Source organism: Hoeflea ulvae, from assembly GCF_026619435.1.
Taxonomy (GTDB): domain Bacteria; phylum Pseudomonadota; class Alphaproteobacteria; order Rhizobiales; family Rhizobiaceae; genus Hoeflea; species Hoeflea ulvae.
This window is the reverse complement of the sequence record NZ_JAOVZQ010000001.1, coordinates 4,739,658-4,763,331: the sequence shown is the minus strand read 5'-3', so window position 1 is coordinate 4,763,331 and position 23,674 is coordinate 4,739,658. Positions and strand designations below refer to the sequence as shown.

The following is a 23,674-nucleotide window of genomic DNA, read 5'->3' as shown; positions in this document are numbered from 1 at the left end:
ATGTCCATCGACTGGATCACCGTCGCGGCCCAGATCGGCAATTTCCTGGTGCTGGTCTGGCTTCTGAAACGGTTCTTCTACCGTCCGATTCTTGATGGCATCGATGCGCGCGAGGCCGAAATCGCGGACCGGATGCAGGCCGCCGTTGTTGCCAAACAGAAGGCCGAGGCCGGCGAGGCGGAGTATCATGAGAAAATCCGGGCCCTGAACGTCGCCCAATCGGAAATGGCGGAAACGATCCGGAAGAAAGCCGAGGAGCAGCGCGATGCCCTTCTCGCCGAGGCGCGCGAGCGGATGGACCGGGAGTACCAGTCGTGGACTGCGCATCTTGACGAGGAGGCGCGCAAATTCACCACCGGCATGCATCAGGCCGGCGCAAGGGCGCTTCTGGCCGTCCTGCGCAAGGCACTGACCGACCTGGCGGATCAGGAGCTTGAAGGGCAGATGGCGCACCGTCTGGCGCAGCAGCTCAGCTCGACGGTTGCCGATCTGCACCACACCGCCGGGCACCCGGTCAGCGCCGTGGTCACCAGCCACGACACGTTGCCGCCAGCTGCACAGGAGGATATGAGCGCGGAATTGCGCAAGGTGTTCCCCGGGATCACAGTGCGCTTCGAAACCGATGAACAGCAATCTCCGGGCCTGATCCTGCGCATTGGCGGTGCGGAACTTGCCTGGACCGTGGAGTCCTATGTCGATGGGCTGGATGCCGTGATCGGGGAGCAGTTGAGCAAGGCATCCGAAGCCGAAGTGCGCCGCCATGACCGCTGAACAGCGCCGAACCCGAACCAGCCCCGACGCGGTCGTCAAGGCGCTGCTGGACAGTCCGTCGCCCGGCCCGCGGCTGAGCGAGATCGGTTCGGTTGCCGAGGTCGGCGACGGGATTGCGATTGTTGCCGGGCTGGAGCGCGCCTTGTCCGACGAACTGCTGCAATTTGCCAGCGGCGTGCAGGGCATTGTTCTCGATCTCGAACCGGGACGGCTGGGCGTCGTGCTGCTGGGGCCGTCCGACCGCGTGACGGTGGGGGAGAGCGTGCTGCGCACGCACAAGGTGGTCAGCGCAAAGGTCGGTCATGCGCTGCTGGGCCGGGTTGTGGATGCGCTCGGCAATCCGCAGGACGGCAGGGGCCTGATCAAGTCGCAGGCCACGCGCCCGGTGGAGATGGACGCGCCGAAGATCCTCGACCGGCAGGCCATCACGCGGCCGCTGGCGACGGGCATCAAGGTGATCGATGCGGCCGTTCCCGTCGGTCTCGGGCAGCGTCAGCTGGTGATCGGCGACCGGCAGACCGGCAAGACGGCGCTGGCCGTGGATGCAATCCTCAACCAGAAGTCCAGCGACCTGATCTGCATCTATTGCGCGATCGGGCAACGTGGCGATGCGGTCGCCAAGGTGGTGGGTGCGATCCGCGAAGGCGGCATGAGCGGACGGACCATTGTCATGTCCGCGGGCGACGAGGATGCCGCGGGCCTGGCCTATGTCGCGCCCTATGCCGCGCTGACGATGGCGGAGCATTTTTCCGATGAAGGGCGCGATGTTCTGGTGGTGCTGGACGACCTGACCCACCACGCCCGCTCCTACCGGGAGCTGTCGCTGCTGTTGCGCCGGCCTCCGGGGCGGGAGGCCTTTCCCGGCGATATCTTCTATATCCATGCCCGGCTGCTGGAGCGCGCGGGCCAGTTCACGCAAAAAGCCGGCGGCGGTTCGATCACCGTGCTTCCGGTGGTCGAGACCCAGGCCGAGAACCTGTCCGCCTATATCCCGACCAACCTGATTTCGATTACCGACGGGCAGATCTATCTGTCCCCGCGTCTGGTGCGCAAGAACCAGTTCCCGGCTGTCGATCTGGGCGTGTCGGTCTCGCGCGTGGGCGGCAAGGCGCAAAGCAAGGCCTTCCGCTCCGTGGCCGGCAATCTGCGCGTGACCCTGTCGCAATTCGAGGAACTGGAGGATTTTGCCCGTTTCGGCACGCGTCTGGACGAAGCGACGCGTGCGCGGCTGACACGCGGTGCTGCGGTGCGGGCCTCGTTGCGGCAGGCCGAACGCGATCCTATTTCGGCGGTCGAACAGCTTGTTGTTCTGGTCACGGCCATGGACGGCGGGTTTGACGGTCTGAGCGAGGCTGACAGCTTCCGGCTGATGGCGGCGATCCGGACGGTCGCGGCCCGTGACCTGGATGATCTTGCACGGCGGATCTCTGCGAACGCAGCGCTGGATGACGAGGACCGCAAACGGATGACCATGCTGGGTCAGCGTGCGCGCCAGGCACTGGAGGAGCCAGATGGCGCAAACGCTTGACACCCTGGTGCGCCGCACCGCCAGCATACAGGGCATTCGCAGCGTCGTGCACACGATGAAAACCCTGTCGGTGATCAATGCGGCACCTTACGAGCACGCCGCGCTGGCCATTGAAGCCTATCATCAAACGGTTCTCGAGGGGCTGCATGCCTTCCTGGTCGGCGCGGGCCCGCTGGGCGTGGACACGTCGCGTATCGCCCGGCGGGTCCTGGTGGTGTTTGGCAGCGATCATGGTCTGTGCGGAAACTACAATGAGGCGATTGCCGCGCATGTGCGGCACCATGTCGACGGCGAGGCTGACGGTGCGGCAACCATGTTGTGCATCGGCGCGCAAATGGCCGATGCTTTGCAGGATCAAGGGTTTGAAGTGGAGAAAACCTTCCTTCCGGCTGCATCTGTGGACGGGCTGGAACGGCTGGCAAACCTCCTGACCGAACGGCTTGACGAGATCCGGCGGTCAAGCCACCCCCGCGAGATTGCCGTGTCCCTTGCCTATTCCGCCCGCGGAGAGGGGGATGTGCCGGTACTCAAGATCGTGGCCCTGCTGCCGCTGGATCAGGCTTTGCTGCGTGATCTACGCTCGAAGCCCTGGAACTCGCGAAGCCTGCCGTCCTATTCCATGCCGGCTGGCGACCTGTTCAGGGCGCTGGTCCGCAGCCATCTGTTTGCCAGCCTGTTCCGAGCCGCGGCGGATGCCATGGTCACCGAGAACGCCGCGCGGCTCGCACTGATGCAACAGGCCGAACAATCGGTCGACGACAGGCTGGAAGAGCTCAAATCCGATACGCGCACGCTGCGCCAGTCCGAGATCACCACCGAGCTTCTCGATGTCATCATCGGCTTCGAGGCGCTGAAGAAGAAGAAAATACCAGGTCCCTCGCCGGAGCAGAAGCCGAAAGCCTAGCGTTTGCGCAGGGATCCGGATTTTCCCTGCGGCGGGAACAATCACCCCCATTGACGACAGACATGCCGCGTTCTTTCCGCCCATGGCGCGTTGCGCTGCCAGGGCAGAGCGCGGGTGGACTGCGCCGCGCCGGCAGGAGTGAAAGCACACTTGACCAAAATCAAGCCGAGTATTGATCCGCGTCTAGCGGCTTGCGACGCGGCGATCACGATGACCCGGCAAATTCCGGATGCTGATTTGTTTCTTCCGCGATCGGGCGGTTTGCGGGCGTCGAGGGGCGCAATCTTGATCTGCATCAAGTCGGCGGTGTGAAGCTTGGGCAAATTCCGGTGGAACGCGCGGGGTCGCCTCGTGCTGCAAACGGAGAAAAACCATGCTGGACAGAGCACAGGTCACAGATGCCGAGCGCACGCGAGCGCTTTCACTGAGCACGATCGCGTTCACCGCCTGCTTCGCGGTCTGGACGATATTCGCCATCATCGGCGTCGAGATAAAGACCGAACTGGGGCTCAGCGAATTCCAGTTCGGACTGCTGGTAGCCACCCCGATCCTCACCGGATCGGTGACGCGGCTGATCCTCGGGGTCTGGACCGAGAAATATGGCGGACGCAATGTCTTCACCATTCAGATGCTGCTGACGGCAGCGGCCACCTGGATGCTGACCTGGGCCTCGTCCTACGCGATGTATCTGGTCGCCGCTCTCGGCATCGGTCTTGCCGGCGGCTCGTTCATCATCGGTGTCGCCTATGTTTCGCGCTGGTACGGCCAGGGCAAGCAGGGCACGGCGCTCGGCATTTTCGGCGCCGGCAATGTGGGAGCCGCGGTGACCAAGTTCATCGCGCCTTTCGTCATGGTGGCTTATGGCTGGCATGGTGTTGCCCATGTCTGGGCGGCCGGGCTGGCACTGGTTGCCATCCTTTTCTACGTCTTTGCCAAGGACGACCCCGAGCTGGTCGCCCGTCGCGAATCCGGTCAAAGGCCGCCCAGCCTGGCCCAGCAATTCGCGCCGCTGAAGAACCTGCAGGTCTGGCGCTTCTCGCTTTACTATTTCTACGTCTTCGGGGCTTTTGTGGCCCTGGCCCTGTGGATGCCGCATTATCTGGTCGACGTCTATGGGCTCGACATCCGCACCGCCGGCATGTCGGCTGCTGCCTTTTCGCTGTCTGCCTCGCTGTTCCGCGCCTATGGCGGGCATCTGTCGGACCGTTTCGGCGCCCGCACGGTGATGTACTGGTGCTTCGGCTTCTCGATGCTCTTGCTGTTCATGCTGTCCTATCCGGCCACCGACTATGTGATCCAGGGCAAGGGCGGGCCGATTGCCTTTTCCACCGAGATGGGCCGCTGGCCTTTCGTCATCACGCTGTTCATGCTCGGCTTTTTCATGAGCCTGGGCAAGGCCGCGGTCTACAAGCACATCCCGGTCTACTATCCCAACCATGTCGGTTCTGTCGGCGGTCTTGTCGGCATGATCGGCGGCCTTGGCGGATTCGTCCTGCCGATCACCTTTGGCGCCTTGCTCGATCTGACCGGCATCTACACAAGCTGCTTCGCGCTGCTGTTCATCATCGTTGCGATCTCGCTTGCCTGGATGCACCTTTCGGTGCGCGCCATGGAACGCGAAGCCCATGGCGAGGCGCTGGACCAGTTGCCCAGCCTGCCGGAAATGCAGAGCATTCACCTTCCCGAGCATGTTGCGCAGACCCACACGCTCGAGACCTGGACCCCGGAAGATCCGGTGTTCTGGGCCGAGAAGGGCCGGCGCATTGCCACCCGCAATCTCTGGGTCTCGATCCCGGCGCTGCTGCTGGCATTCTCGGTCTGGATGGTCTGGTCGGTCGTTGTCGCGCGCCTGCCGGCGATCGGCTTCAGCTTCACCCCGGGACAATTGTTCTGGCTTGCGGCTCTTCCCGGCCTGTCGGGCGCGACGCTGCGGATCTTCTACTCCTTCATGGTGCCGATCTTCGGCGGCCGGCTGTGGACGACGCTGTCGACGGTTTCGCTGCTGCTGCCGGCCATGGGCATCGGCTATGCGGTGCAGAACCCGGATACGCCCTATCTGATCTTCCTGGTGCTGGCGCTGCTGTGCGGTTTCGGCGGCGGCAACTTCGCCTCCTCGATGGCCAATATCGCCTTCTTCTATCCGAAGGCGGAAAAGGGAAATGCGCTGGCGCTGAATGCCGGACTTGGCAATCTCGGCGTCTCGGTGATGCAGTTCCTGGTGCCGCTGGTGATCACCGCAGGCGTGTTCGGCGCGCTCGGCGGCCAGCCTCAGACCATGTCGGATGGCGGCCAGCTGTGGATGCAGAATGCCGGCTTCATCTGGGTTCCCTTCATCATCGCCGCGACAGTTGCTGCATGGCTCGGGATGAATGACATCGCCGACGCCAAATCCAGCTTCAAGGAGCAGGCGATCATCTTCAGCCGCAAGCACAACTGGATCATGTGCGTGCTCTACACCGGCACATTCGGCAGCTTCATCGGTTATTCCGCGGGCTTCCCGCTGCTGACCAAGCTGCAGTTCCCGGAAGTCAACGCGCTGCAGTTCGTTTTCCTTGGTCCGCTCGTCGGCGCCCTGTCGCGCGCCGGCACTGGCTGGGTTTCCGACAGGTTCGGCGGCGGACGGGTCACCTTCTGGACCTTCCTCGGGATGATCATTGCGGTGTTCGGGGTGATCTTCTTCCTCGGCATCAAGGAACAGCCGGGCGCATTCTGGGGCTTCTTCGCCTCGTTCATGGCGCTGTTCTTCCTCACCGGTGTCGGCAATGCCTCGACCTTCCAGATGATCCCGGCGATCATGGCGCGGGAAATCCCGCGGCTGATGCCGGAACTCAAGGGCGACGTGTTGCGCAAGCAGGCGGAACGCGAGAGTGCGGCGATCATCGCCTTCACCTCCGCCATTGCCGCCTACGGCGCCTTCTTCATCCCCAAGGCCTACGGCACCTCGATCGCCATGACCGGCGGTCCGGTGGCAGCCCTTTGGGGGTTCCTCGGCTTCTACGTGATCTGCGTCGCGCTGACCTGGTTCTACTACACCCGACCGGAGGGCCTTTTGGCCGCCACCGAACGGGCCGGTCGTTCCGCGTCCGCCGTCCCCGCAGCCTGACCTGAAAGGAGAGCAAGATGAGCCATCTTCTCGACCGCCTAAACTTCCTCAAATCCACCCGCCAGGACACCTTTGCCGGCGGGCACGGGCAAACCACCATCGAAAGCCGCGACTGGGAGGAGGTCTACCGAAACCGCTGGCGCCATGACAAGATCGTGCGCTCGACCCACGGGGTGAACTGCACCGGCTCCTGCTCCTGGAAGATCTATGTCAAATCCGGCATCGTCACCTGGGAGACCCAGCAGACCGACTATCCGCGCACCCGGCCCGACATGCCCAATCACGAGCCGCGCGGCTGCGCCCGCGGCGCCAGCTACAGCTGGTATCTCTACTCGGCAAACCGGGTGAAGACACCACTGGTGCGTGGCCGGCTGATGCGGCTGTGGCGCGAGATGCGCAAGACCATGACCCCGGTGGAAGCGTGGAAGGCTATCCAGGCCGATCCGGTCAAGCGTGACAGCTACACCAAGACCCGCGGCAAGGGCGGCTTCGTCCGCGCCGACTGGGACGAGGTGACCGAGATCATCGCGGCGGCGAACGTCCACACGACAAAGACATACGGCCCTGACCGGGTGTTCGGCTTTTCGCCGATCCCGGCAATGTCGATGGTCAGCTATGCCGCCGGCTCGCGCTATCTGAGCCTGATGGGCGGCACCTGCATGTCATTTTACGACTGGTATTGCGACCTGCCGCCGGCCAGCCCGCAGACCTGGGGCGAGCAGACCGATGTGCCCGAAAGTGCCGACTGGTACAATTCGAGCTTCATGATCCTGTGGGGCTCAAACGTGCCGCAGACCCGCACGCCGGACGCTCATTTTTACACCGAAGCCCGCTATCGCGGCGCCAAATCCGCCGTTGTCAGCCCGGATTATTCCGAAGCCGCCAAATTCGGCGACATCTGGCTCAATCCGCAGGCCGGCACCGATGCGGCGCTGGCGCTGGCCTTCGGTCACGTCATTCTGCGCGAATATCATCTCGACCGGCAGGTGCCCTATTTCGAGGATTATACCCGCAAATATTCCGATTTCCCGATGCTGGTGCGGCTCGATGAAAAGAACGGCCGCCATGTTCCGGGCCGGATGCTGCGCGCCGCCGACTTCACCGACAGTCTCGGCGAATCCAACAATCCGGACTGGAAGACGGTCGGCATCGACAGCAAGACCGGGGATGTCGTGGCGCCAAATGGCTCCATCGGTTTCCGCTGGGGCGAAAACGGGCACTGGAACCTGGAGGAACGGGCTGGCGAGCAGCCGATCGACCTGATCTCGACGCTGATCCTCGACGAGGATCATGATGATGTTGTCGGCGTCGATTTCCCCTATTTCGGAGGCGCCGCGACCGAACAGTTCACCAAATGCGATCACCCGGAGGTGCTGACGCGCAACATTCCCGTCCGCCGGCTGAAGCTCAAGGATGGCGAGGCGCTGGTGACGACGGTGTTTGATCTGTTCTGCGCCAATTACAGCCTCGACCGCGGTCTTGGCGGCGACCATGTGGCCACGTCGTATGATGCCGATGTGCCGTTCACGCCGGCCTGGGCCGAGAAGATCACCGGGGTCAAGGCCGACCGTATCATTGCCGTGGCGCGGGAATTTGCCAGCAATGCGGAGAAGACCAACGGCAAGTCGATGGTCATTCTGGGCGCCGGTCTCAACCACTGGTACCACATGGACATGGCCTATCGCGGCATCATCAACATGCTGGTGATGTGCGGCTGCGTCGGGCAATCGGGGGTGGCTGGTCGCATTATGTCGGCCAGGAAAAGCTGCGCCCGCAGACCGGCTGGACGGCGCTGGCCTTCGCGCTCGACTGGGCACGTCCGCCACGGCACATGAACTCCACCTCGGCCTGGTATGCGCATACCGACCAGTGGCGCTATGAAACCGTCACCGCGGGCGAGATCGTGTCGCCAACGGCGCCGGCCGGCAACTGGTCCGAGCGCAGCCTGATCGATTACAACATCCAGGCCGAACGCATGGGCTGGCTGCCTTCGGCACCGCAGCTCAAGACCAATCCGCTGGAGGTCGGGCGTGCGGCCAAGGCCGCCGGCAAGTCGCCGGCCGAATATGTGGCGGAAGGCTTGAAGGCGGGAACGCTGGAAATGTCCTGCGAAGATCCAGATGCTCCGGAAAACTGGCCGCGCAACCTCTTCGTCTGGCGCTCCAACCTGCTTGGGTCCTCCGGCAAGGGCCACGAATATTTCCTGCGCCATTTGCTGGGCACCGATCACGGCGTTCTGGGCAAGGATCTGGGCGAGGAAGGACGCGTCAAACCGGTCGAGGCCAAATGGCATGAGACCGCGCCGGAGGGCAAGCTTGACCTGTTGGTGACGCTGGATTTCCGCATGTCGACCACCTGCGTCTATTCCGACATCGTGCTGCCGACGGCGAGCTGGTACGAGAAGGACGATCTCAACACATCCGACATGCATCCGTTCATTCACCCGCTGCAGGCGGCGGTGGATCCTGCCTATGAGAGCAAGTCGGACTGGGAGATCTTCAAGGCGATCGCCAAGAAGTTCTCCGAGGTCGCACCTGAAGTGCTCGGCGTCGAAAACGATGTCGTGTCGCTGCCGATGCAGCATGACAGTCCCGGCGAACTGGCGCAGCCCTTCGTGGCAGACTGGAAGAGCGGCGCCTGCGAGCTGATCCCGGGACAGACCGCACCGAACTATATCGGCGTCGAGCGGGACTATCCCAATCTCTACAAGCGCTTCACCGCGGTCGGGCCGCTGATGGAAAAGATCGGCAATGGCGGCAAGGGAATTGCCTGGGACACCAAAGCGGAAGTGCATCACCTTCAGGATCTCAATGGCCGCGTCACCGATGAAGGCGTGACCAAGGGCATGGCAAAGATCGATACCGCGATCGATGCCTGCGAGGTCATTTTGATGCTGGCGCCCGAGACCAATGGCGAGGTCGCGGTCAAGGCATGGAATGCGCTCGAAAAGATCACCGGTCGCGAGCATGCACATCTGGCCGCGGCCAAGCAGGACGAGAAGATCCGCTTCCGCGATATCGCCGCACAGCCGCGCAAGATCATCTCCTCCCCGACCTGGTCGGGGATCGAAAGCGAGGAGGTCTGCTACAATGCCGGTTACACCAATGTGCATGAGCTGATCCCCTGGCGCACCCTGTCGGGCCGACAGCAGCTCTACCAGGACCATGAATGGATGCGGGCCTTTGGCGAGGGCTTCGTCACCTGGCGGCCGCCGGTCGACCTGAAGACCATAGCGCCGGCAATCGGCCGGACGGATGGCGGCAAGCACGTGGTGCTCAACTTCATCACCCCGCACCAGAAATGGGGCATCCACTCGACCTATTCCGACAACCTCTTGATGCTGACGCTCAATCGCGGCGGCCCGGTGGTGTGGATGTCGGAAGTCGATGCACGAAAGGCCGGGCTCGAGGACAATGACTGGGTCGAGGTCTTCAACTCCAACGGGGTTCTGACGGCGCGCGTCGTGGTCAGCCAGCGGATCAAGGAGGGCACGCTGTTCATGTATCACGCCCAGGAAAAGATCGTGAACACACCGGGCAGCCAGATTACCGGCAAGCGCGGCGGCATTCACAACTCGGTCACCCGCACGGTTCTCAAACCAACCCACATGATCGGCGGCTATGCCCAGTTGAGCTACGGCTTCAACTATTACGGCACCGTCGGCTCGAACCGGGACGAGTTCGTGATCGTGCGCAAGATGGACAAGGTCGACTGGCTCGACACTCCGGCCACAACCAAGGAGGCAGCAGAATGAAAGTTCGTGCGCAAATAGGCATGGTGCTCAATCTCGACAAGTGCATCGGCTGTCACACCTGCTCGGTCACCTGCAAGAACGTCTGGACCAGCCGCGACGGTGTCGAATATGCCTGGTTCAACAATGTCGAAACCAAACCAGGCATCGGCTATCCGAAGGACTGGGAAAACCAGAAACGCTGGAACGGCGGCTGGGAACGCTCAAAGGCGGGTAAGCTGCGGCCGAAGCAGGGCGCCAAGTGGCGCATTCTTGCCAACATCTTCGCCAACCCGGATCTGCCGGAAATCGACGACTATTACGAGCCGTTCGACTTCGATTACGACCACTTGAAATCGGCGCCGGAGATGGAGGCGTTTCCGACCGCGCGGCCGCGCTCGAAGCTGACAGGCGAGCGGATGGAAAAGATCGAGTGGGGGCCGAACTGGGAGGAAATTCTCGGCGGTGAATTTTCCAAGCGGTCGAAGGATTCCAATTTCGAAGGCATCCAGAAGGAAATCTACGGTCAGTACGAAAACACCTTCATGATGTATCTGCCGCGCTTGTGCGAGCACTGCCTCAACCCGTCCTGTGCCTCGGCCTGTCCGTCAGGCGCGATATACAAGCGCGAGGACGACGGCGTGGTCCTGATCGATCAGGAGAAATGCCGCGGCTGGCGGATGTGCGTGTCGGCGTGCCCCTACAAGAAGATCTATTACAACTGGTCGACCGGGAAATCGGAAAAATGCACATTGTGCTATCCGCGCCTGGAATCAGGCCTGCCCACCGTCTGCTCGGAAACCTGCGTCGGCCGCATCCGCTATATCGGCGTCATGCTCTATGATGCCGACAAGATTGCCGAGGCCGCTTCGGTCGAGAGCGATCAGGATCTCTATGACGCCCAGCTTGGGGTGTTTCTCGATCCCAGCGATCCGGAGGTGATCGCCGCGGCCCGCGCCGAAGGCGTGCCCGAAGACTGGATCGAATCCGCCCGCAACTCGCCGATCTGGAAGATGGCGATGGAGTGGAAGGTTGCCTTCCCGCTGCACCCCGAATTCCGCACCCTGCCGATGGTCTGGTACATTCCGCCCTTGAGCCCGATCAAGAACGCTGCTGAAGCCGGTCATCTCGGCATCGATGGCGACATGCCGGATGTCAAATCGCTCAGGATTCCGGTCAAATACCTCGCCAACATGCTGACGGCCGGCGACGAGGCACCGGTAGTGTCTGCGCTCGAACGCATGCTGGCGATGCGCTCCTACATGCGCTCGAAAACCGTCGATGGCGTCATCAATCTCGGCGTCGCCAAGCGCGTCGGCCTGACGCATCAGCAGATCGACGAGATGTACCAGATCATGGCGATCGCCAATTACGAGGATCGTTTCGTCATTCCGACAACCCACCGCGAGATGGTCGAGGACGCCTATGATCTCAGATCGGGCTGCGGCTTTACCGACGGCAATGGCTGTTCATCGGGCGTATCGAGCGGCAAGCTGTTTGGCAGCCGCAAGCACATCACACCTGCGGAGGGCTGGTCATGAGCCGCTCGTTCAACGCGCTGTCGGCGCTACTGTGTTATCCGTCGGATGATCTGCAGGCCGCCATTCCCGAGATCCGGGTGGTTCTGGCTGACGAGGCCGTGCTGACCGCGACGCAGATCGGTGCACTGCAGCCCTTGCTCGACCGCATGGAAACTGCCGACATTTTCGACCTTCAGGAAGGCTATGTCCTGCTTTTCGACCGCTCGCGAACCTTGTCGCTGAACCTGTTCGAGCACATTCACGGCGAAAGCCGCGACCGGGGAGGGGCGATGGTGGATCTTCTGGAAACCTATCGCGCCGGCGGTTTCGATCTGGTCGGGCCGGAACTGCCCGACCATCTGCCTGTGCTGCTGGAGTTTCTTTCGACACGATCACTGGCGGATGCGCTTGGCCTTCTGGCCGATGCGGGACCGATCCTCGCCGTTCTGGCCGAGCGGCTGACCCGGCGCGAGACGCCCTATGCGGCGGTTCTGGCGGCACTTGCCGATCTTGGCCAGGCGGCCAATGATTCCGAGGTGGCTGCGGCGCTGCTCGCGGAAAACGACGACGATCCGGAGGATCTGTCAGCCCTTGATGCGGTCTGGGAGGAGGCGCAGGTAACATTCGCGCCCGATCCCAATGCGGGCTGTCCGATCTCGCGTGACATCCTCGCCAAGATGGAAGCTCCCCAAAAACCGATCACGTCACCGGCTCGCGCCGGGGCGGCCAACTGACGGAGGCCGGTATGAACACTTTCCTGTTCGGCATTTATCCCTATATCGCGATCACGGTGTTGATCATCGGCTCGATCGCCCGCTATGAGCGTGATCCGTTCACCTGGAAATCCGGCTCGTCGCAACTGTTGCGGCGAAAGCATTTCATCATCGGATCGGTTCTTTTCCATGTCGGTGTTCTGATCATCCTGGGCGGGCATATCGTCGGCCTGCTGACGCCGATTGCCATCTTCGATGCGCTTGGCATCAGCCATGGCGCCAAGCAGATTCTCGCTGTTGCCGCCGGTGGCGTTGCCGGTGTGATGGCGCTGGTTGGTGGTACCATCCTTCTGCTGCGGCGGCTCAACGATCCGCGGGTTGCCGCCAGTTCGACCTTTGCCGATACCGGCATATTGGTGCTTTTGATGCTGCAACTGGTGCTGGGGCTCGGCACGATCTTCGTGTCGCTGCAGCATCTCGACGGCCACGAGATGACCAAGTTCATGGGCTGGGCCCAGCGCATCCTGACCTTCCGGGGCGGGGCGGCAGAGCTGATCGCCGACACCAGCCTGATCTTCAAGCTGCACATCACGCTGGGGCTGACCATCTTCCTGCTCTTCCCGTTCACACGGCTTGTGCACATGTTCTCGGCCCCGGTGCGCTATCTCTGGCGGCCCGGATACCAGATCGTGCGCACTAGAAAGCGCATTGCGAAACAACCGGCGGAGTGAAAGCCATGAAACCTTCTCTTATGTCTGATATTGCCGTCAATGGTGAGACGATTTCGGCAGCGCTGATCGCTTCGGAGGCGCAGAACCATCCGGCCCCCAGATCCAAGCCGGGAGCAGCCTGGATGGCAGCGGCCCGCGCGCTGGCCATCCGTACGCTTGTGCTGCAGGAGGCCAAACGCCTGGGACTGGTTCCCGATCCGCAAGAAGTGGCCGAAGGCCAGGTCGAGACCGACGAGGAGGCGCTGGTCCGGCAGGTGCTCGATGCCGCCCTCGACCCGGTCGAACCGGATCCGGCCAGCATCCGCTCCGCCTATGACGCAGCCCCGGACCGCTGGCGGGCGCCGACCCTTTATGAAGCCGCCCATATCCTGTTTCCGGTCAAGCCGGGCGATGTCGTTGCATTGGCCAAGGCAAAGGCCGGTGCAAGTGCCGTGCTGACCGAACTGCAACGGGATCCGCGCGGTTTTGACAATCTGGCGCGCGAGCACAGCGCCTGCTCCTCCCGCGACAATGGCGGACGGCTCGGCCAGTTGATCAGCGGCGACACCGTGCCGGAATTCGAGGCCGCGCTGGATGCGCTTGACGAAGGCAGCCTGACCCCGGAACCGGTCGGGACCCGCTATGGGCTGCATATCATCCGGCTCGACGCCCGCGCGCAGGGCGCGGTGCTGCCGTTCGAGGCCGTGGCGCCGCGCATTGCCGAGATGCTTGAAAAAGCAGCCTGGGCGAAGGCAGGCCGTGATTTTGTCGCCAGGCTGGCGCGCGACGCCGAAGTTACCGGAATCAATCTGATCGCCGCCTGAGTGGTGATGTCCTGAATTGCGCGTACGGGCAGGGGTGGGCGAGGAGCATGACACATCACTCCGGATGGAGCCTCAAGGCGGCTGCTGTGGTCGGCATGGTATTTGGCCTGCTGACCATCGTGTCGGGTGGAAACGCCCTTTTCGGAGATGCCGCGGCGCGCGCGGCTGTTGGTAATGCGGTTCCTTTCGTGCTGTGGTTCAATTTTGCTGCCGGCTTTGCCTATGTCGCTGCGGGGGGAGGCCTTCTGTTCCGGCACCGCTGGGCACTGTGGCTGTCGCTCGCCATCGTGATTGCGACGGTGCTGGTGTTCGCGGCATTCGCCCTGCATGTGCAGCGCGGAGGTCCATACGAAATGCGAACCGTCGGCGCCATGGTGTTGCGGACGGGCGTCTGGCTCATCATCTCCGTGCTGGCCTGGGGCGCCTTGCGCCATCGCTAGGCCGAGCAGATATCAATTTGCCCGTTCATCGATCAGCGTGTTCGGCTTTGCCAGGATTTCGAGCGCCTTGACGTCGGTCAGCCTGACCTGCGAGCCGTTGACCTCGACACCATAGGGTTTGAGCGTGTTGAAGGAGCGCGACAGGTTTTCCGGCGTCATGCCGAGCAGCGAGGCCAGCGTCTTCTTGTCATAGGGGAGTTCGAAGGCGCCGTCGGCATCGCCGCGCTCCTTGCGGTAGCGCAACAGGCGGTTGGCCAGTTGCTCGACCGATGTTCTGAGCTTCAGACTCTTGTATTCCTTGACCACGCCACGATAGCAGCCGGCAAGTTCCTGGATGATTGCGCGGGCAAATCCGTCATCGCCTTCCAACGCCTCGCGGACATTCTGGGCCGGAATCAGCAACAGTTTGGACCGGGTGCAGGTGCGCGCCGACATCAGATAGACGGCATCCCTGAGCACAGCGGCAAGGATGAAGGTGGTGACAGGATGCGCCATCGCCATCGTCGCCTCGCGGCCGTTGGACCTCGCATAAAGCTCCACGCAGCCTTCGATGACGACATAGAGGAAGTCGGCGGATTCGCCTTCATGGATGAGATCCAGCTGGGCGGGAAATGTCTGCAGATAGGAGGCCTGCATCAACGCCGCAAAGCTCGGGTCGCTCATGCTTTCAAAAAGGCGCAAGGCGCGGACCTGGGGTAAATCGGAGGGGCGCATGAGTCCCTTGATCTCTTTCGTGCGTGGATTTGACCGGACCGGCAACCGGCGATCAGCTCGCAGCAGACCGCCTTGATATCGGACAGGTTCCAGTCACGGATTAACGACACCAGCCTTGTATCGCGGATTGGCGCCATCATGATTGACCCAGATCAAAGGCGCCGGCCCGGATCTGCCGTTAGGTGAATAGCGGGCAGGCAGAGCCCGGCACGGACGCGCATGGGAACGGCTGCCGCAGGGAGATGTGAATGCTGTCCGACCTGTTTGATCACAATGTCCGCTGGGCAACGGCAAAACGGCAGGAGGATCCGGACTATTTCAACCGGCTTTCCGCCCTGCAAAGTCCCGAATATCTCTGGATCGGCTGTTCGGACAGCCGGGTTCCGGCAAATGTCATCACCGGGCTTGAGCCGGGCGAGGTCTTCGTGCATCGCAATGTCGCCAATCTGGTGCATCGGGGCGATCTCAACCTCTTGTCGGTTCTCGAATTTGCGGTCGAGACCCTGGAGATAAAGCACATCATTGTCTGCGGCCATTATGGCTGCGGCGGCATCAGGGCGGCTGTGGATGGCGATCGTCACGGCATCATCGATCACTGGCTTCAGCCGGTGCGCGACGTGGCTGACCTGCATGCCGGCGAACTGGCTGCGATCGCAGACCCGGAGATGCGGCACAATCTGCTGTGCGAACTCTCCATCAAGGCACAGGTCGAGAGCCTGTCGCGCACGCCGATCCTGCGTTCGGCCTGGAAGCGGGGCAAAGCGCTGGCGATCCACGGCTGGGTCTACGGCCTGAAGGATGGGCTGCTCCGCGATCTTGATTGCGGTTGCGGCACCGGCGATGCCGGTTTCGGCTGCGACGAGATCCGGGCAGCGGCAGTGGAGCAGAAGGATGAATGACATGAGCCCGCCCATCCTCCCGCGGCTCGCCGCCATCCGGATTGCCGATGATACGGCCACCGACGACCTGCTTGAAAGCGTGGTGCGGACCCTGCAGAAGGAGGGCCGCAGTGTCGCCGGATTCATTCAGCGGCAGGGCTGCCGGGATCTCTCCGGCCATGCAGAAATGCTGCTCGAGGAAATTGTCGGTGGCCGCCGCTTTTGCATCTCGCAACCGCTGGGCAGGGAGTCGCGTGGATGCCGGCTCGATCCCCGGGCCATTGCCGAGATTGCCGGGCCGTTCGTGGCGTCGCTCGACACCAGGCCTGACCTGCTGGTGCTCAACCGGTTCGGCAAGGGCGAATCCGAGGGGCAGGGGTTCCGCAGCGTTCTGGAAAAGGCCTTCCTGCTCGGCATTCCGGTGCTCACCTCGGTCAAGCGGACCTATTTGCATGCCTGGGAGGATTTTTCCGGCAATTGCGCCGTTTCCCTGCCGCCCAGTCCGGAAATCGTTCTGGACTGGAGCCGGTCAGCGCTTCGCCCGGCAGTGGAGGCGACTGCTGCGGCAAGTCCGGCTGTCATGGGCTGAAACGCTGCGGCCCATGGTCCTTAGAGGCAACAAGAGCGGCAATCCCGATTGTCCTGCGCCGTTATGAACTGCTGCGGCCGGAGATGAATTGTCCGACGCGCTCGGCATTGTCGCGGGCCACGCTACCGTTCTCGTTGACGGTGTTGTTCTCAAATCCGATGCGGATCTTTCCGCCGAGCCGTTCGGCGGCGCGAAGGCAGGCGGTCTCGCTGTGCCCGAATGCGCAGACCGCCCAATCCGGCTCTGATGCCAGTTGCGGCAGCAGCTGCAGGAAGCCGCAGATGGTTTCCGGCGTGCTGGGAACACCCTGTCCGTAGCGGCCAAGCACAAAGAGCATCTGCAACCGGGTGGCGGGGATGCGTCCTTGCGAACACAGCCTGACGAGCTCGCCGAGATCATCCGGAGAGTAGAGGATATGCTGGACCGCGATGCCGCTGTCGTCGCACCAGCGATAGAAATCCTCGACCTGGCTGGTCCAGCCATCGGATGTCATCTCCGCGAGCGACACCGAGACCAGCGCGGGCTGGACGCTTCTGACAAGATCGATCTGCTGGTCGGGGCTGTAGCGGCCGACAGCTTCGGTCGTGATCTGGTGCTGCATGGCTGGAACGGTCAGGGCCAGTTCGGCAAGCAGTTCGCGGTACAGCCCCGCATCCAGGGTGTGGTTGCCGTCCTGATCGCGGACATGGGCGTGGATCCCGTCGGCCCCGGCGCGGGCACAGGCCAGGGCGGTGGCGGTGATCTCTGCGACAGTCTCGGGCAGGGCCGGATGGTCCGCCTTGTTCAGCCGGGCGCCGTTGGGGGCGACCATGACCGACGGCAGCGGCCGGAGTGTGTGTTTCGGGTTTGATGTCATGTCATAGGGCCAATTCAAGCGGAAGAAGATGTGTCAGAACGACGGTGGCGTGCAGGCACTGACAATGACGCATTCATCCTCGCCGCTGTTGTGAAAGCGATGCGGTGTCCGGCTTTCGAACAGATAGGCATCGCCTGGTCCGAGCGTGGCAGTCTGATCGCCGACCGTCACCTCTATGGCGCCGGAAATGACGATTCCCGCCTCTTCGCCATTGTGAGTGTAAAGCTCGGCGCCGGTATGGCTTCCCGGGGCGTAGCGCTCGTACAGCATTTGTATCGACGCATTCCGGTTGTTGCCGACCTGGCGCAGGGACAGGCGGTTCACGTCGCCGCTGTTCCTGGCAATGATGGCATTGGGATTGAGTTCGCGCAATTCACCGGCGCGGAAGAAGACCTGCCTGGCATTGTGTGTCTCATTGGAGAAGAACTCGGACATGCTCATCGGAATTGCATCGAGGATCCGCTTCAGCGAGGAGACGCTCGGACTGGTGCTGTTGCCCTCGATTTGCGAAATCATTCCATTGGTTACACCGGATTTGCGGGCCAGTTCACGCTGTGACAGGTGCTGCGCGAGCCGGACCGCTTTCAAACGCTGCCCGATGTTCAGCTCCGGCTCCGGTGTGACTGTCATGGATGGTCTCCTGTGGCTGCGCATGTGCGTTGTCCATCATCTCAAACAAGTTCGGTTTATTCAACGCACTTGCATAATATATTAAACATGCCTAGGATTACCAGTAATAAATTGGGGCTTCCAGCCGACAGGCAAGCGGGAAATGATGTCCCAGTTGGCCATTGAATGCGGGGAGAACAAGCCGATTTGAAACGGTTCTGAAGGTGAGGCTTGCAATGTCCGACAATGCATCCATCCTCAAGCAAGCTGTTGCTGGTCCGGTTCGAGAGCGGCCGGTCATATTAGAGGTAGCTCTGAATGCCCAAAGCATGAATACTGTCTGTACCGTCGGAAGCTGCAGGCAGCATCTGCACATAGTTCACAAGGGAGAAGATGAATGAAACATGTGAAAAACCTGATCTTGGCAGGAGCGATGGCGATGGCGATTTCGCCTGCCGTGGCCCAGGAGAAGTTCATAACGATCGGCACAGGCGGCCAGACCGGCGTGTATTACGTGGTCGGTCAGTCGATTTGCCGTCTGGTCAACCGCGGTGCTGCCGATCACGGCCTCAAATGCACCGCCCCGTCGACCGGTGGCTCGATCGCCAATATCAACGCCATTGCCGCCGGCGACATGGACATGGGCGTGGCCCAGTCCGACTGGCAGTATCACGCCTATAACGGCACCTCCCAGTTTGAAGGCAGCAAGGTCGACAAGCTCCGAGCCGTGTTCTCGGTTCACGGCGAGCCCTTCACCGTGATTGCCCGGTCCGATGCAGGAATCTCCAGCTTCGACGACCTCAAGGGCAAGCGCGTCAATGTCGGCAACCCCGGTTCCGGACAGCTTGCGACCATGGAAGTCGTGCTCGGCGCCAAGGGCTGGTCGATGAGTGACTTTTCGCTCGCTTCGGAACTCAAGCCCGCAGAACAGGCCGCAGCCCTTGGCGACAACAAGGTGGATGCGATCATCTACACGGTCGGCCATCCCAATGGCTCGATCCAGGAAGCCACGTCGACCGTCGAAGCGAAACTGGTGCCGGTCACCGGAGAAGCCATCGACAAGCTCGTTGCGGACAACGCCTTTTATGCCAAGGCGACAATTCCCGGCGGGATGTATCCCGGTACGCCCGACGATGTTGAAACCTTCGGTGTGAAGGCGACATTCGTCACATCCGCCGATGTCGACGACGATGTCGTCTATCAGGTGGTCAAGGCAGTGTTCGACAATTTCGACCGCTTCAAGGGCCTGCATCCGGCGTTTGCCAATCTCAAGGAAGAGGACATGATCTCCGGTGGTCTGTCCGCACCGCTGCATCCCGGTGCCGAGAAATACTACAAGGAACGCGGCTGGATGTGACCGGCGCTGCCGACCTGAAAGGGTCAGCGGGCTGAATTGGCAAGGGCGCTGTTCTCGCGCCCTTGCCGACAAGACGATGTTCCACAGTGGACAGATGATCGACCCGGAATCGGGCGGCGGAGGGGGACTTCATGACAGACAACAACAAGGCACAGGCATCCGCGGACTCCGCACAGCACGGCCTGTCTCAGGCGGAACTTGATGCCCTGGTCGCGTCCTCCGACACCGGTGCGCGCGGTACCCAGGGCTCGGTGGGCAAATTCATCATGCTCGTCGCGCTGACCTGGTCACTGTTCCAGCTCTGGTTTGCATCTCCGATCCCCTTCGTCCTGGGCTTTGGCGTCTTCAATGATACCGAAGCACGCTCAATCCATCTGGCTTTCGCCCTGTTTCTCGCATTCGCGGCATTTCCTGCCGACCGGACAAAATTCCAGCTCGTGCTCGGGATGGCGGTGCCGCTCATCCTTGCGGCCCTGTTCATGATGTCGGCCAAGGACGGTTCGCCGGTCTGGTGGATTCCGATCGTGGCGATTGCCGTGTCCGGCGCGGTCTTTCTCGGATCGGCCAATGACCGGATCCAGCCCTGGGAATGGGCCATGGCCGCCATCAGCGCGATGGCCGCGCTCTATCTGTATTTCTTCTACCGGGACATCTCGAGCCGTGTCGGCGCGCCGATCACCCAGGATTTCGTGGTCGCCGTCATCGGCATCCTGCTGTTGCTGGAGGCAACGCGCCGCGCCCTGGGCGCCGCCCTGATGATCGTCGCCTCGGTGTTCCTCGCCTACACGGTGCTCGGGCCCTATATGCCTGACATCATTGCCCACAAGGGCAACAACCTTTCCGAAATCGTCAATCACCAGTGGATCACCACGGAAGGCGTCTTCGGCATCGCGCTGGGTGTGTCGACATCGTTCGTGTTTCTGTTCGTGCTGTTCGGCTCCCTGCTCGATCGCGCGGGCGCGGGCAATTATTTCATCCAGGTGGCCTTCAGCCTGATGGGCCACATGCGTGGCGGACCGGCCAAGGCCGCCGTCGTCTCCTCGGCCATGACCGGCCTGATTTCCGGCTCGTCCATCGCCAATGTGGTGACCACCGGCACCTTCACCATCCCATTGATGAAGAAGGTCGGGTTTTCGGCGGAAAAGGCCGGTGCGGTTGAAGTCGCATCCTCCGTCAATGGCCAGATCATGCCTCCGGTCATGGGGGCTGCCGCCTTCCTGATGGTCGAATATGTCGGCATTCCCTATTTCGACGTGGTCAAGCACGCCTTTCTGCCGGCCGTGATTTCCTACATCGCTCTGGTCTATATCGTGCATCTCGAGGCCATGAAGGCCGGCATGGAGGGGCTGCCCCGCGCCTATACCCCGAAGCCCATCGTGCAGCGGCTCATCGGCATTGCCTTCACCATCGCCGCAATCTGTGCCGTCTCCTTTGCCGTCTATTACGGCATGGGCTGGCTGCGTCCGGCATTCCCGGTGGCGGCACCCTATATCGTCTTCGTACTGATCACGGCCGCCTATGTCGGCCTGGTGCGCATTGCGGCGCGTGAAGAGCCGCTCAAGCTTGACGATCCGAATGAAGCCGTCACCCGGCTGCCACTGCCGGGCCCCACGGTCCGCTCTGGCCTGCACTACATCCTGCCGGTGGTGGTTCTGGTCTGGGCCCTGATGGTCGACCGGCTTTCGCCGGGTCTCTCGGCCTTCTGGGCCACCGCCTACATGGTCTTCATTCTGCTGACACAGCGGCCGCTGATGGCCATGTTCCGCAAGAGCAGCGAAATCGGAACCGCCATGCGTCAGGGCTGGAACGAGCTGATCAGCGGATTGGTGATCGGTGCCCGCAACATGATCGGCATCGGCATCGCCACCGCGACCGCCGGCATCATTGTCGGCACCGTCAGCCAGACCGGCGTCGGATCCTCGCTTGCCGATGTGGTCGAGGTCCTCTCCGGCGGCAACATCATGGCCATCCTGCTTCTGACCGCGATCCTGTCGCTGATCCTGGGCATGGGCCTGCCGACAACGGCCAACTACATCGTCGTGTCGGCGCTGCTGGCGCCGGTGATCGTCACGCTCGGGCAGCAGAACGGCCTGCTGGTTCCGCTGATCGCGGTGCATCTGTTCGTGTTCTATTTCGGCATCATGGCTGACGTGACGCCGCCGGTTGGTCTGGCGAGTTTCGCCGCAGCCGCGGTGTCGGGCGGCGATCCGATCAAGACCGGGGTGATCGCGTTTTTTTACAGCCTGCGCACCGCCGCCCTGCCGTTCCTGTTCATCTTCAACACTGAACTTCTGCTGATCGATGTGACCTGGCTGCAGGGCATATTCGTGTTCATTGTGGCGACGGTGGCGATGTTGCTCTTCGCCGCCGCCACGCAAGGGTGGTTCCTGGTGCGCAACCGCATGTATGAATCCGTGATCCTGCTTCTGGTTGCCTTCACCTTGTTCAGGCCCGGATTCTTCATGGACATGATCTTTCCGCCCTATCTGGAAAAGGACCCGGCTGAAATCACCGAAGCCGCTGCGGAAACGCCGAGCGGAGAGTCGCTGCGGGTGCGGGTTGCCGGCGTCAATGATCTCGGCGATCCGATCGAGTTCGTGGCCCTGCTTCCCATCGGCGAAGGCGCAACCGGGGAGGAGAAGCTCAGCAGTGCCGGGCTGACCTTCCGCCAGGATGGCGACAAGATGCTGATCGATGATGTCGCTTTCGGGTCCGCGGCGTCGTCCGCCGGTCTTGACTGGGATCAAGAGGTTCTGCGCGTGCTCAAGCCTGTCGAAGTGCCCAGCAAATACTGGATGTTCATCCCCGCACTCCTGATTCTGGCTCTGGTGGTGATGATGCAGCGGCGCCGGGCTCCGGCCTTTGTTTCCACTGCGGCTGCCTAGTCCGAACCAGGAGAACTGACATGTACAAGACCATTCTTGTCACCATCGATCTGACACACAAGCCATCATGGGAGCTTGCGCTGCCGGAAGCGGTGGCGCTGGCAAAGGCCAGTGGCGGCGTGCTGCACGTGCTGTCGGTGGTGCCCAATGTGCGGTCGCCACTGGTTGCCGGCTATCTGCCCGCGGGGTTTGAAACCCATGCGCTCAAGGACGCCAATGCACAGCTTGGCAAGATTGTCGAAGACAATGTCGATGCGTCGGTTGAGACCCATGCCCATCTGGCGCATGGCGTCGTGCATGAGGAGGTGCTGAAGGCCATTGCGACGGTCAAGGCCGATCTCGTGGTCATGGCCAGCCACTCGCCCGACCGGGTGCGTGAGTTCCTGGTGGGCTCGCAGGCCGACCGGGTGGTTCGGCGTTCGCCGGTTTCGGTGCTGGTTGTCAGAAAATAGCAAGCCGGAGCATACCCGCGATCCAGCGCAACCGATCTGAATATGATCCACGGAGTTCGCCCCCTATGACACCTTTCGCAATTGCCGGCATCCAGATGTATGTCAATGCCGTCGAGTCCAATGTCGATTCCATGCTGCACAAGCTCGACGTGGTGATGGCCAGGTTTCCCTGGACACAGATGGTGGTGTTCAGCGAACTCTCGCCCTTCGGCCCGCTGTCGCGCTTTGCGCAGCCGCTGCTCAATGAAACCATCGAGAGGTTTCAGGCCGCGGCCCGGCGCTACAATGTCTGGGTGATCCCGGGCTCGATGTTCGAACAGGCGGAAGACGGGCTGATCTACAACACTTCCACGGTGATCAATCCGGAGGGGGCCATCATTGCGCATTACCGCAAGATGTTCCCGTTCCTGCCCTATGAGGCCGGGATCGCCGGCGGCACGGAATTCTGTGTGTTCGACGTGCCCGGTGTCGGCCGGTTCGGGCTGTCGATCTGCTATGACATCTGGTTTCCGGAAACGACGCGTCATCTGACCAGCATGGGGGTCGAGGTGCTGATCCACCCGGTGCTGACCGGAACCATTGACCGCTCGACCGAGATCGCGATTGCGCAAGCCACCGCGGCGCAGTTCCAGTGCTACATCTTCGACATCAACGGGCTTGGCGCGGGCGGCATCGGCCAGTCCTGCGTGGTGTCTCCCTCGGCAACGATGTTGCACCGGTCGATGGCAGGGGAGGACATGTTCCCCGTCGAGATCGATCTCGACCAGGTCCGGCGCCAGCGCGAAACAGGCTTTATGGGGCTGGGTCAGGTGCTCAAGAGCTTCAGGGACCGGGCTGTCGATTTTCCCGTCTATGACCGGGCCAACGGCGTCGATTCCTATCTGCACACACTGGGCAAGCTCGAAACGCCGGGGCAGGGATCGAAGGCCGGTTTGCCACATGCCGCCGCACCGGCTGCCGATCCGCTTCAGCCGCTTTCCGAGGCACCTGCCGCCCCGGCGACAGGGCTGCCGCTGGCGGCCGGAAAGACGGTTGCGGGTTAATCGCATGAGGCCAGACAACGACAACAGTACCGGAGATCTTGCAGAAGA

General features: G+C 62.1%; 19 protein-coding genes and 1 pseudogene. 17 read left to right on the top strand and 3 right to left on the bottom strand.

Features of this window, described 5'->3' with window-relative positions; genetic code table 11:
• The 11 genes and pseudogenes from OEG82_RS22565 to OEG82_RS22515 all read left to right on the top strand — a co-directional run bounded on the left by OEG82_RS22565 (position 1) and on the right by OEG82_RS22515 (position 14,243).
• Positions 1–771 (top strand): F0F1 ATP synthase subunit B family protein, encoded by a 771-nt coding sequence (locus OEG82_RS22565; RefSeq protein WP_267614600.1) that lies wholly within the window; start codon positions 1–3, stop codon positions 769–771.
• Positions 761–2,299, top strand: coding sequence for a F0F1 ATP synthase subunit alpha (locus OEG82_RS22560; RefSeq protein WP_267614599.1), 1,539 nt, complete (start codon positions 761–763; stop codon positions 2,297–2,299). Before OEG82_RS22565 ends, OEG82_RS22560 begins: the two co-directional genes overlap by 11 nt.
• Positions 2,283–3,203: a F0F1 ATP synthase subunit gamma gene (locus tag OEG82_RS22555; RefSeq protein WP_267614598.1), complete on the top strand. Its 921-nt coding sequence runs from the start codon at positions 2,283–2,285 to the stop codon at positions 3,201–3,203. The genes OEG82_RS22560 and OEG82_RS22555 overlap by 17 nt, the downstream gene beginning before the upstream one ends.
• Positions 3,204–3,353: 150 nt before the next feature.
• Positions 3,354–3,515 carry a hypothetical protein gene (locus tag OEG82_RS22550; RefSeq protein WP_267614597.1) on the top strand — a complete coding sequence of 54 codons (162 nt, stop codon included), beginning with the start codon at positions 3,354–3,356 and terminating at the stop codon, positions 3,513–3,515.
• A 61-nt stretch (positions 3,516–3,576) separates the two neighbouring features.
• The gene (locus OEG82_RS22545; RefSeq protein ID WP_267614596.1) at positions 3,577–6,306 is read left to right on the top strand and encodes a nitrate/nitrite transporter; all 2,730 of its coding nucleotides are present in this window, start codon (positions 3,577–3,579) and stop codon (positions 6,304–6,306) included.
• Between the two features lie 17 nt (positions 6,307–6,323).
• Positions 6,324–10,060, top strand: a pseudogene (locus tag OEG82_RS22540) (nitrate reductase subunit alpha).
• Entirely contained in the window at positions 10,057–11,577 is a 1,521-nt protein-coding gene (narH, locus tag OEG82_RS22535; RefSeq protein ID WP_267614595.1) for a nitrate reductase subunit beta, read from the top strand. Before OEG82_RS22540 ends, narH begins: the two are co-directional and overlap by 4 nt.
• Positions 11,574–12,290 (top strand): nitrate reductase molybdenum cofactor assembly chaperone, encoded by a 717-nt coding sequence (gene narJ, locus OEG82_RS22530; RefSeq protein WP_267614594.1) that lies wholly within the window; start codon positions 11,574–11,576, stop codon positions 12,288–12,290. The genes narH and narJ overlap by 4 nt, the downstream gene beginning before the upstream one ends.
• 11 nt (positions 12,291–12,301) lie before the next feature.
• Positions 12,302–13,000: a respiratory nitrate reductase subunit gamma gene (gene narI, locus OEG82_RS22525; RefSeq protein ID WP_267614593.1), complete on the top strand. Its 699-nt coding sequence runs from the start codon at positions 12,302–12,304 to the stop codon at positions 12,998–13,000.
• A gap of 5 nt (positions 13,001–13,005) precedes the next feature.
• Positions 13,006–13,803 (top strand): peptidylprolyl isomerase, encoded by a 798-nt coding sequence (locus tag OEG82_RS22520; RefSeq protein ID WP_267614592.1) that lies wholly within the window; start codon positions 13,006–13,008, stop codon positions 13,801–13,803.
• A gap of 47 nt (positions 13,804–13,850) precedes the next feature.
• The gene (locus tag OEG82_RS22515; protein ID WP_267614591.1) at positions 13,851–14,243 is read left to right on the top strand and encodes a hypothetical protein; all 393 of its coding nucleotides are present in this window, start codon (positions 13,851–13,853) and stop codon (positions 14,241–14,243) included.
• Between the two features lie 12 nt (positions 14,244–14,255).
• Here OEG82_RS22515 and OEG82_RS22510 read toward each other — a convergent pair whose 3' ends face one another.
• Positions 14,256–14,957, bottom strand: coding sequence for a cyclic nucleotide-binding domain-containing protein (locus tag OEG82_RS22510; RefSeq protein ID WP_267614590.1), 702 nt, complete (start codon positions 14,955–14,957; stop codon positions 14,256–14,258).
• A gap of 248 nt (positions 14,958–15,205) precedes the next feature.
• On the opposite strand from OEG82_RS22510, the gene OEG82_RS22505 reads away from it, so the two are divergent.
• Together OEG82_RS22505 and OEG82_RS22500 are read left to right on the top strand one after the other, a co-directional pair.
• The gene (locus OEG82_RS22505) at positions 15,206–15,856 is read left to right on the top strand and encodes a carbonic anhydrase (protein ID WP_267614589.1); all 651 of its coding nucleotides are present in this window, start codon (positions 15,206–15,208) and stop codon (positions 15,854–15,856) included.
• Position 15,857: 1 nt separating this feature from the next.
• Positions 15,858–16,424: a DUF2478 domain-containing protein gene (locus OEG82_RS22500; RefSeq protein WP_267614588.1), complete on the top strand. Its 567-nt coding sequence runs from the start codon at positions 15,858–15,860 to the stop codon at positions 16,422–16,424.
• A gap of 61 nt (positions 16,425–16,485) precedes the next feature.
• On the opposite strand, the gene OEG82_RS22495 is transcribed toward OEG82_RS22500, so the two are convergent.
• Together OEG82_RS22495 and OEG82_RS22490 are read right to left on the bottom strand one after the other, a co-directional pair.
• Positions 16,486–17,280 (bottom strand): beta-keto acid cleavage family enzyme, encoded by a 795-nt coding sequence (locus tag OEG82_RS22495; RefSeq protein WP_267614587.1) that lies wholly within the window; start codon positions 17,278–17,280, stop codon positions 16,486–16,488.
• 33 nt (positions 17,281–17,313) lie between these two features.
• A complete protein-coding gene (locus OEG82_RS22490) occupies positions 17,314–17,910 on the bottom strand; it encodes a cupin domain-containing protein (protein WP_267614586.1) in 597 nt (198 codons plus the stop codon).
• A gap of 376 nt (positions 17,911–18,286) precedes the next feature.
• On the opposite strand from OEG82_RS22490, the gene OEG82_RS22485 reads away from it, so the two are divergent.
• From OEG82_RS22485 to OEG82_RS22470, 4 genes are all read left to right on the top strand, one after another.
• On the top strand, positions 18,287–19,246 hold the full coding sequence (locus OEG82_RS22485; protein ID WP_267614585.1) for a TAXI family TRAP transporter solute-binding subunit: 960 nt from the start codon (positions 18,287–18,289) through the stop codon (positions 19,244–19,246).
• 131 nt (positions 19,247–19,377) lie between these two features.
• Entirely contained in the window at positions 19,378–22,131 is a 2,754-nt protein-coding gene (locus tag OEG82_RS22480; RefSeq protein WP_267614584.1) for a TRAP transporter permease, read from the top strand.
• 20 nt (positions 22,132–22,151) lie between these two features.
• The gene (locus OEG82_RS22475; RefSeq protein ID WP_267614582.1) at positions 22,152–22,583 is read left to right on the top strand and encodes a universal stress protein; all 432 of its coding nucleotides are present in this window, start codon (positions 22,152–22,154) and stop codon (positions 22,581–22,583) included.
• Between the two features lie 65 nt (positions 22,584–22,648).
• The gene (locus OEG82_RS22470; protein WP_267614581.1) at positions 22,649–23,626 is read left to right on the top strand and encodes a carbon-nitrogen hydrolase family protein; all 978 of its coding nucleotides are present in this window, start codon (positions 22,649–22,651) and stop codon (positions 23,624–23,626) included.
• Positions 23,627–23,674: the final 48 nt, after the last annotated feature.

What these genes read in the sequence shown, in the direction of transcription:
- OEG82_RS22565 (WP_267614600.1), top strand. Translation starts at nt 1, where the DNA reads ATGTCCATCGACTGGATCACCGTCGCGGCCCAGATCGGCAATTTCCTG.
- OEG82_RS22560 (WP_267614599.1), top strand. Translation starts at nt 761, where the DNA reads ATGACCGCTGAACAGCGCCGAACCCGAACCAGCCCCGACGCGGTCGTC.
- OEG82_RS22555 (WP_267614598.1), top strand. Translation starts at nt 2,283, where the DNA reads ATGGCGCAAACGCTTGACACCCTGGTGCGCCGCACCGCCAGCATACAG.
- OEG82_RS22545 (WP_267614596.1), top strand. Translation starts at nt 3,577, where the DNA reads ATGCTGGACAGAGCACAGGTCACAGATGCCGAGCGCACGCGAGCGCTT.
- narH (WP_267614595.1), top strand. Translation starts at nt 10,057, where the DNA reads ATGAAAGTTCGTGCGCAAATAGGCATGGTGCTCAATCTCGACAAGTGC.
- narJ (WP_267614594.1), top strand. Translation starts at nt 11,574, where the DNA reads ATGAGCCGCTCGTTCAACGCGCTGTCGGCGCTACTGTGTTATCCGTCG.
- narI (WP_267614593.1), top strand. Translation starts at nt 12,302, where the DNA reads ATGAACACTTTCCTGTTCGGCATTTATCCCTATATCGCGATCACGGTG.
- OEG82_RS22520 (WP_267614592.1), top strand. Translation starts at nt 13,006, where the DNA reads ATGAAACCTTCTCTTATGTCTGATATTGCCGTCAATGGTGAGACGATT.
- OEG82_RS22515 (WP_267614591.1), top strand. Translation starts at nt 13,851, where the DNA reads ATGACACATCACTCCGGATGGAGCCTCAAGGCGGCTGCTGTGGTCGGC.
- OEG82_RS22510 (WP_267614590.1), bottom strand. Translation starts at nt 14,957, where the DNA reads ATGCGCCCCTCCGATTTACCCCAGGTCCGCGCCTTGCGCCTTTTTGAA.
- OEG82_RS22505 (WP_267614589.1), top strand. Translation starts at nt 15,206, where the DNA reads ATGCTGTCCGACCTGTTTGATCACAATGTCCGCTGGGCAACGGCAAAA.
- OEG82_RS22500 (WP_267614588.1), top strand. Translation starts at nt 15,858, where the DNA reads ATGAGCCCGCCCATCCTCCCGCGGCTCGCCGCCATCCGGATTGCCGAT.
- OEG82_RS22495 (WP_267614587.1), bottom strand. Translation starts at nt 17,280, where the DNA reads ATGACATCAAACCCGAAACACACACTCCGGCCGCTGCCGTCGGTCATG.
- OEG82_RS22490 (WP_267614586.1), bottom strand. Translation starts at nt 17,910, where the DNA reads ATGACAGTCACACCGGAGCCGGAGCTGAACATCGGGCAGCGTTTGAAA.
- OEG82_RS22485 (WP_267614585.1), top strand. Translation starts at nt 18,287, where the DNA reads ATGAAACATGTGAAAAACCTGATCTTGGCAGGAGCGATGGCGATGGCG.
- OEG82_RS22480 (WP_267614584.1), top strand. Translation starts at nt 19,378, where the DNA reads ATGACAGACAACAACAAGGCACAGGCATCCGCGGACTCCGCACAGCAC.
- OEG82_RS22475 (WP_267614582.1), top strand. Translation starts at nt 22,152, where the DNA reads ATGTACAAGACCATTCTTGTCACCATCGATCTGACACACAAGCCATCA.
- OEG82_RS22470 (WP_267614581.1), top strand. Translation starts at nt 22,649, where the DNA reads ATGACACCTTTCGCAATTGCCGGCATCCAGATGTATGTCAATGCCGTC.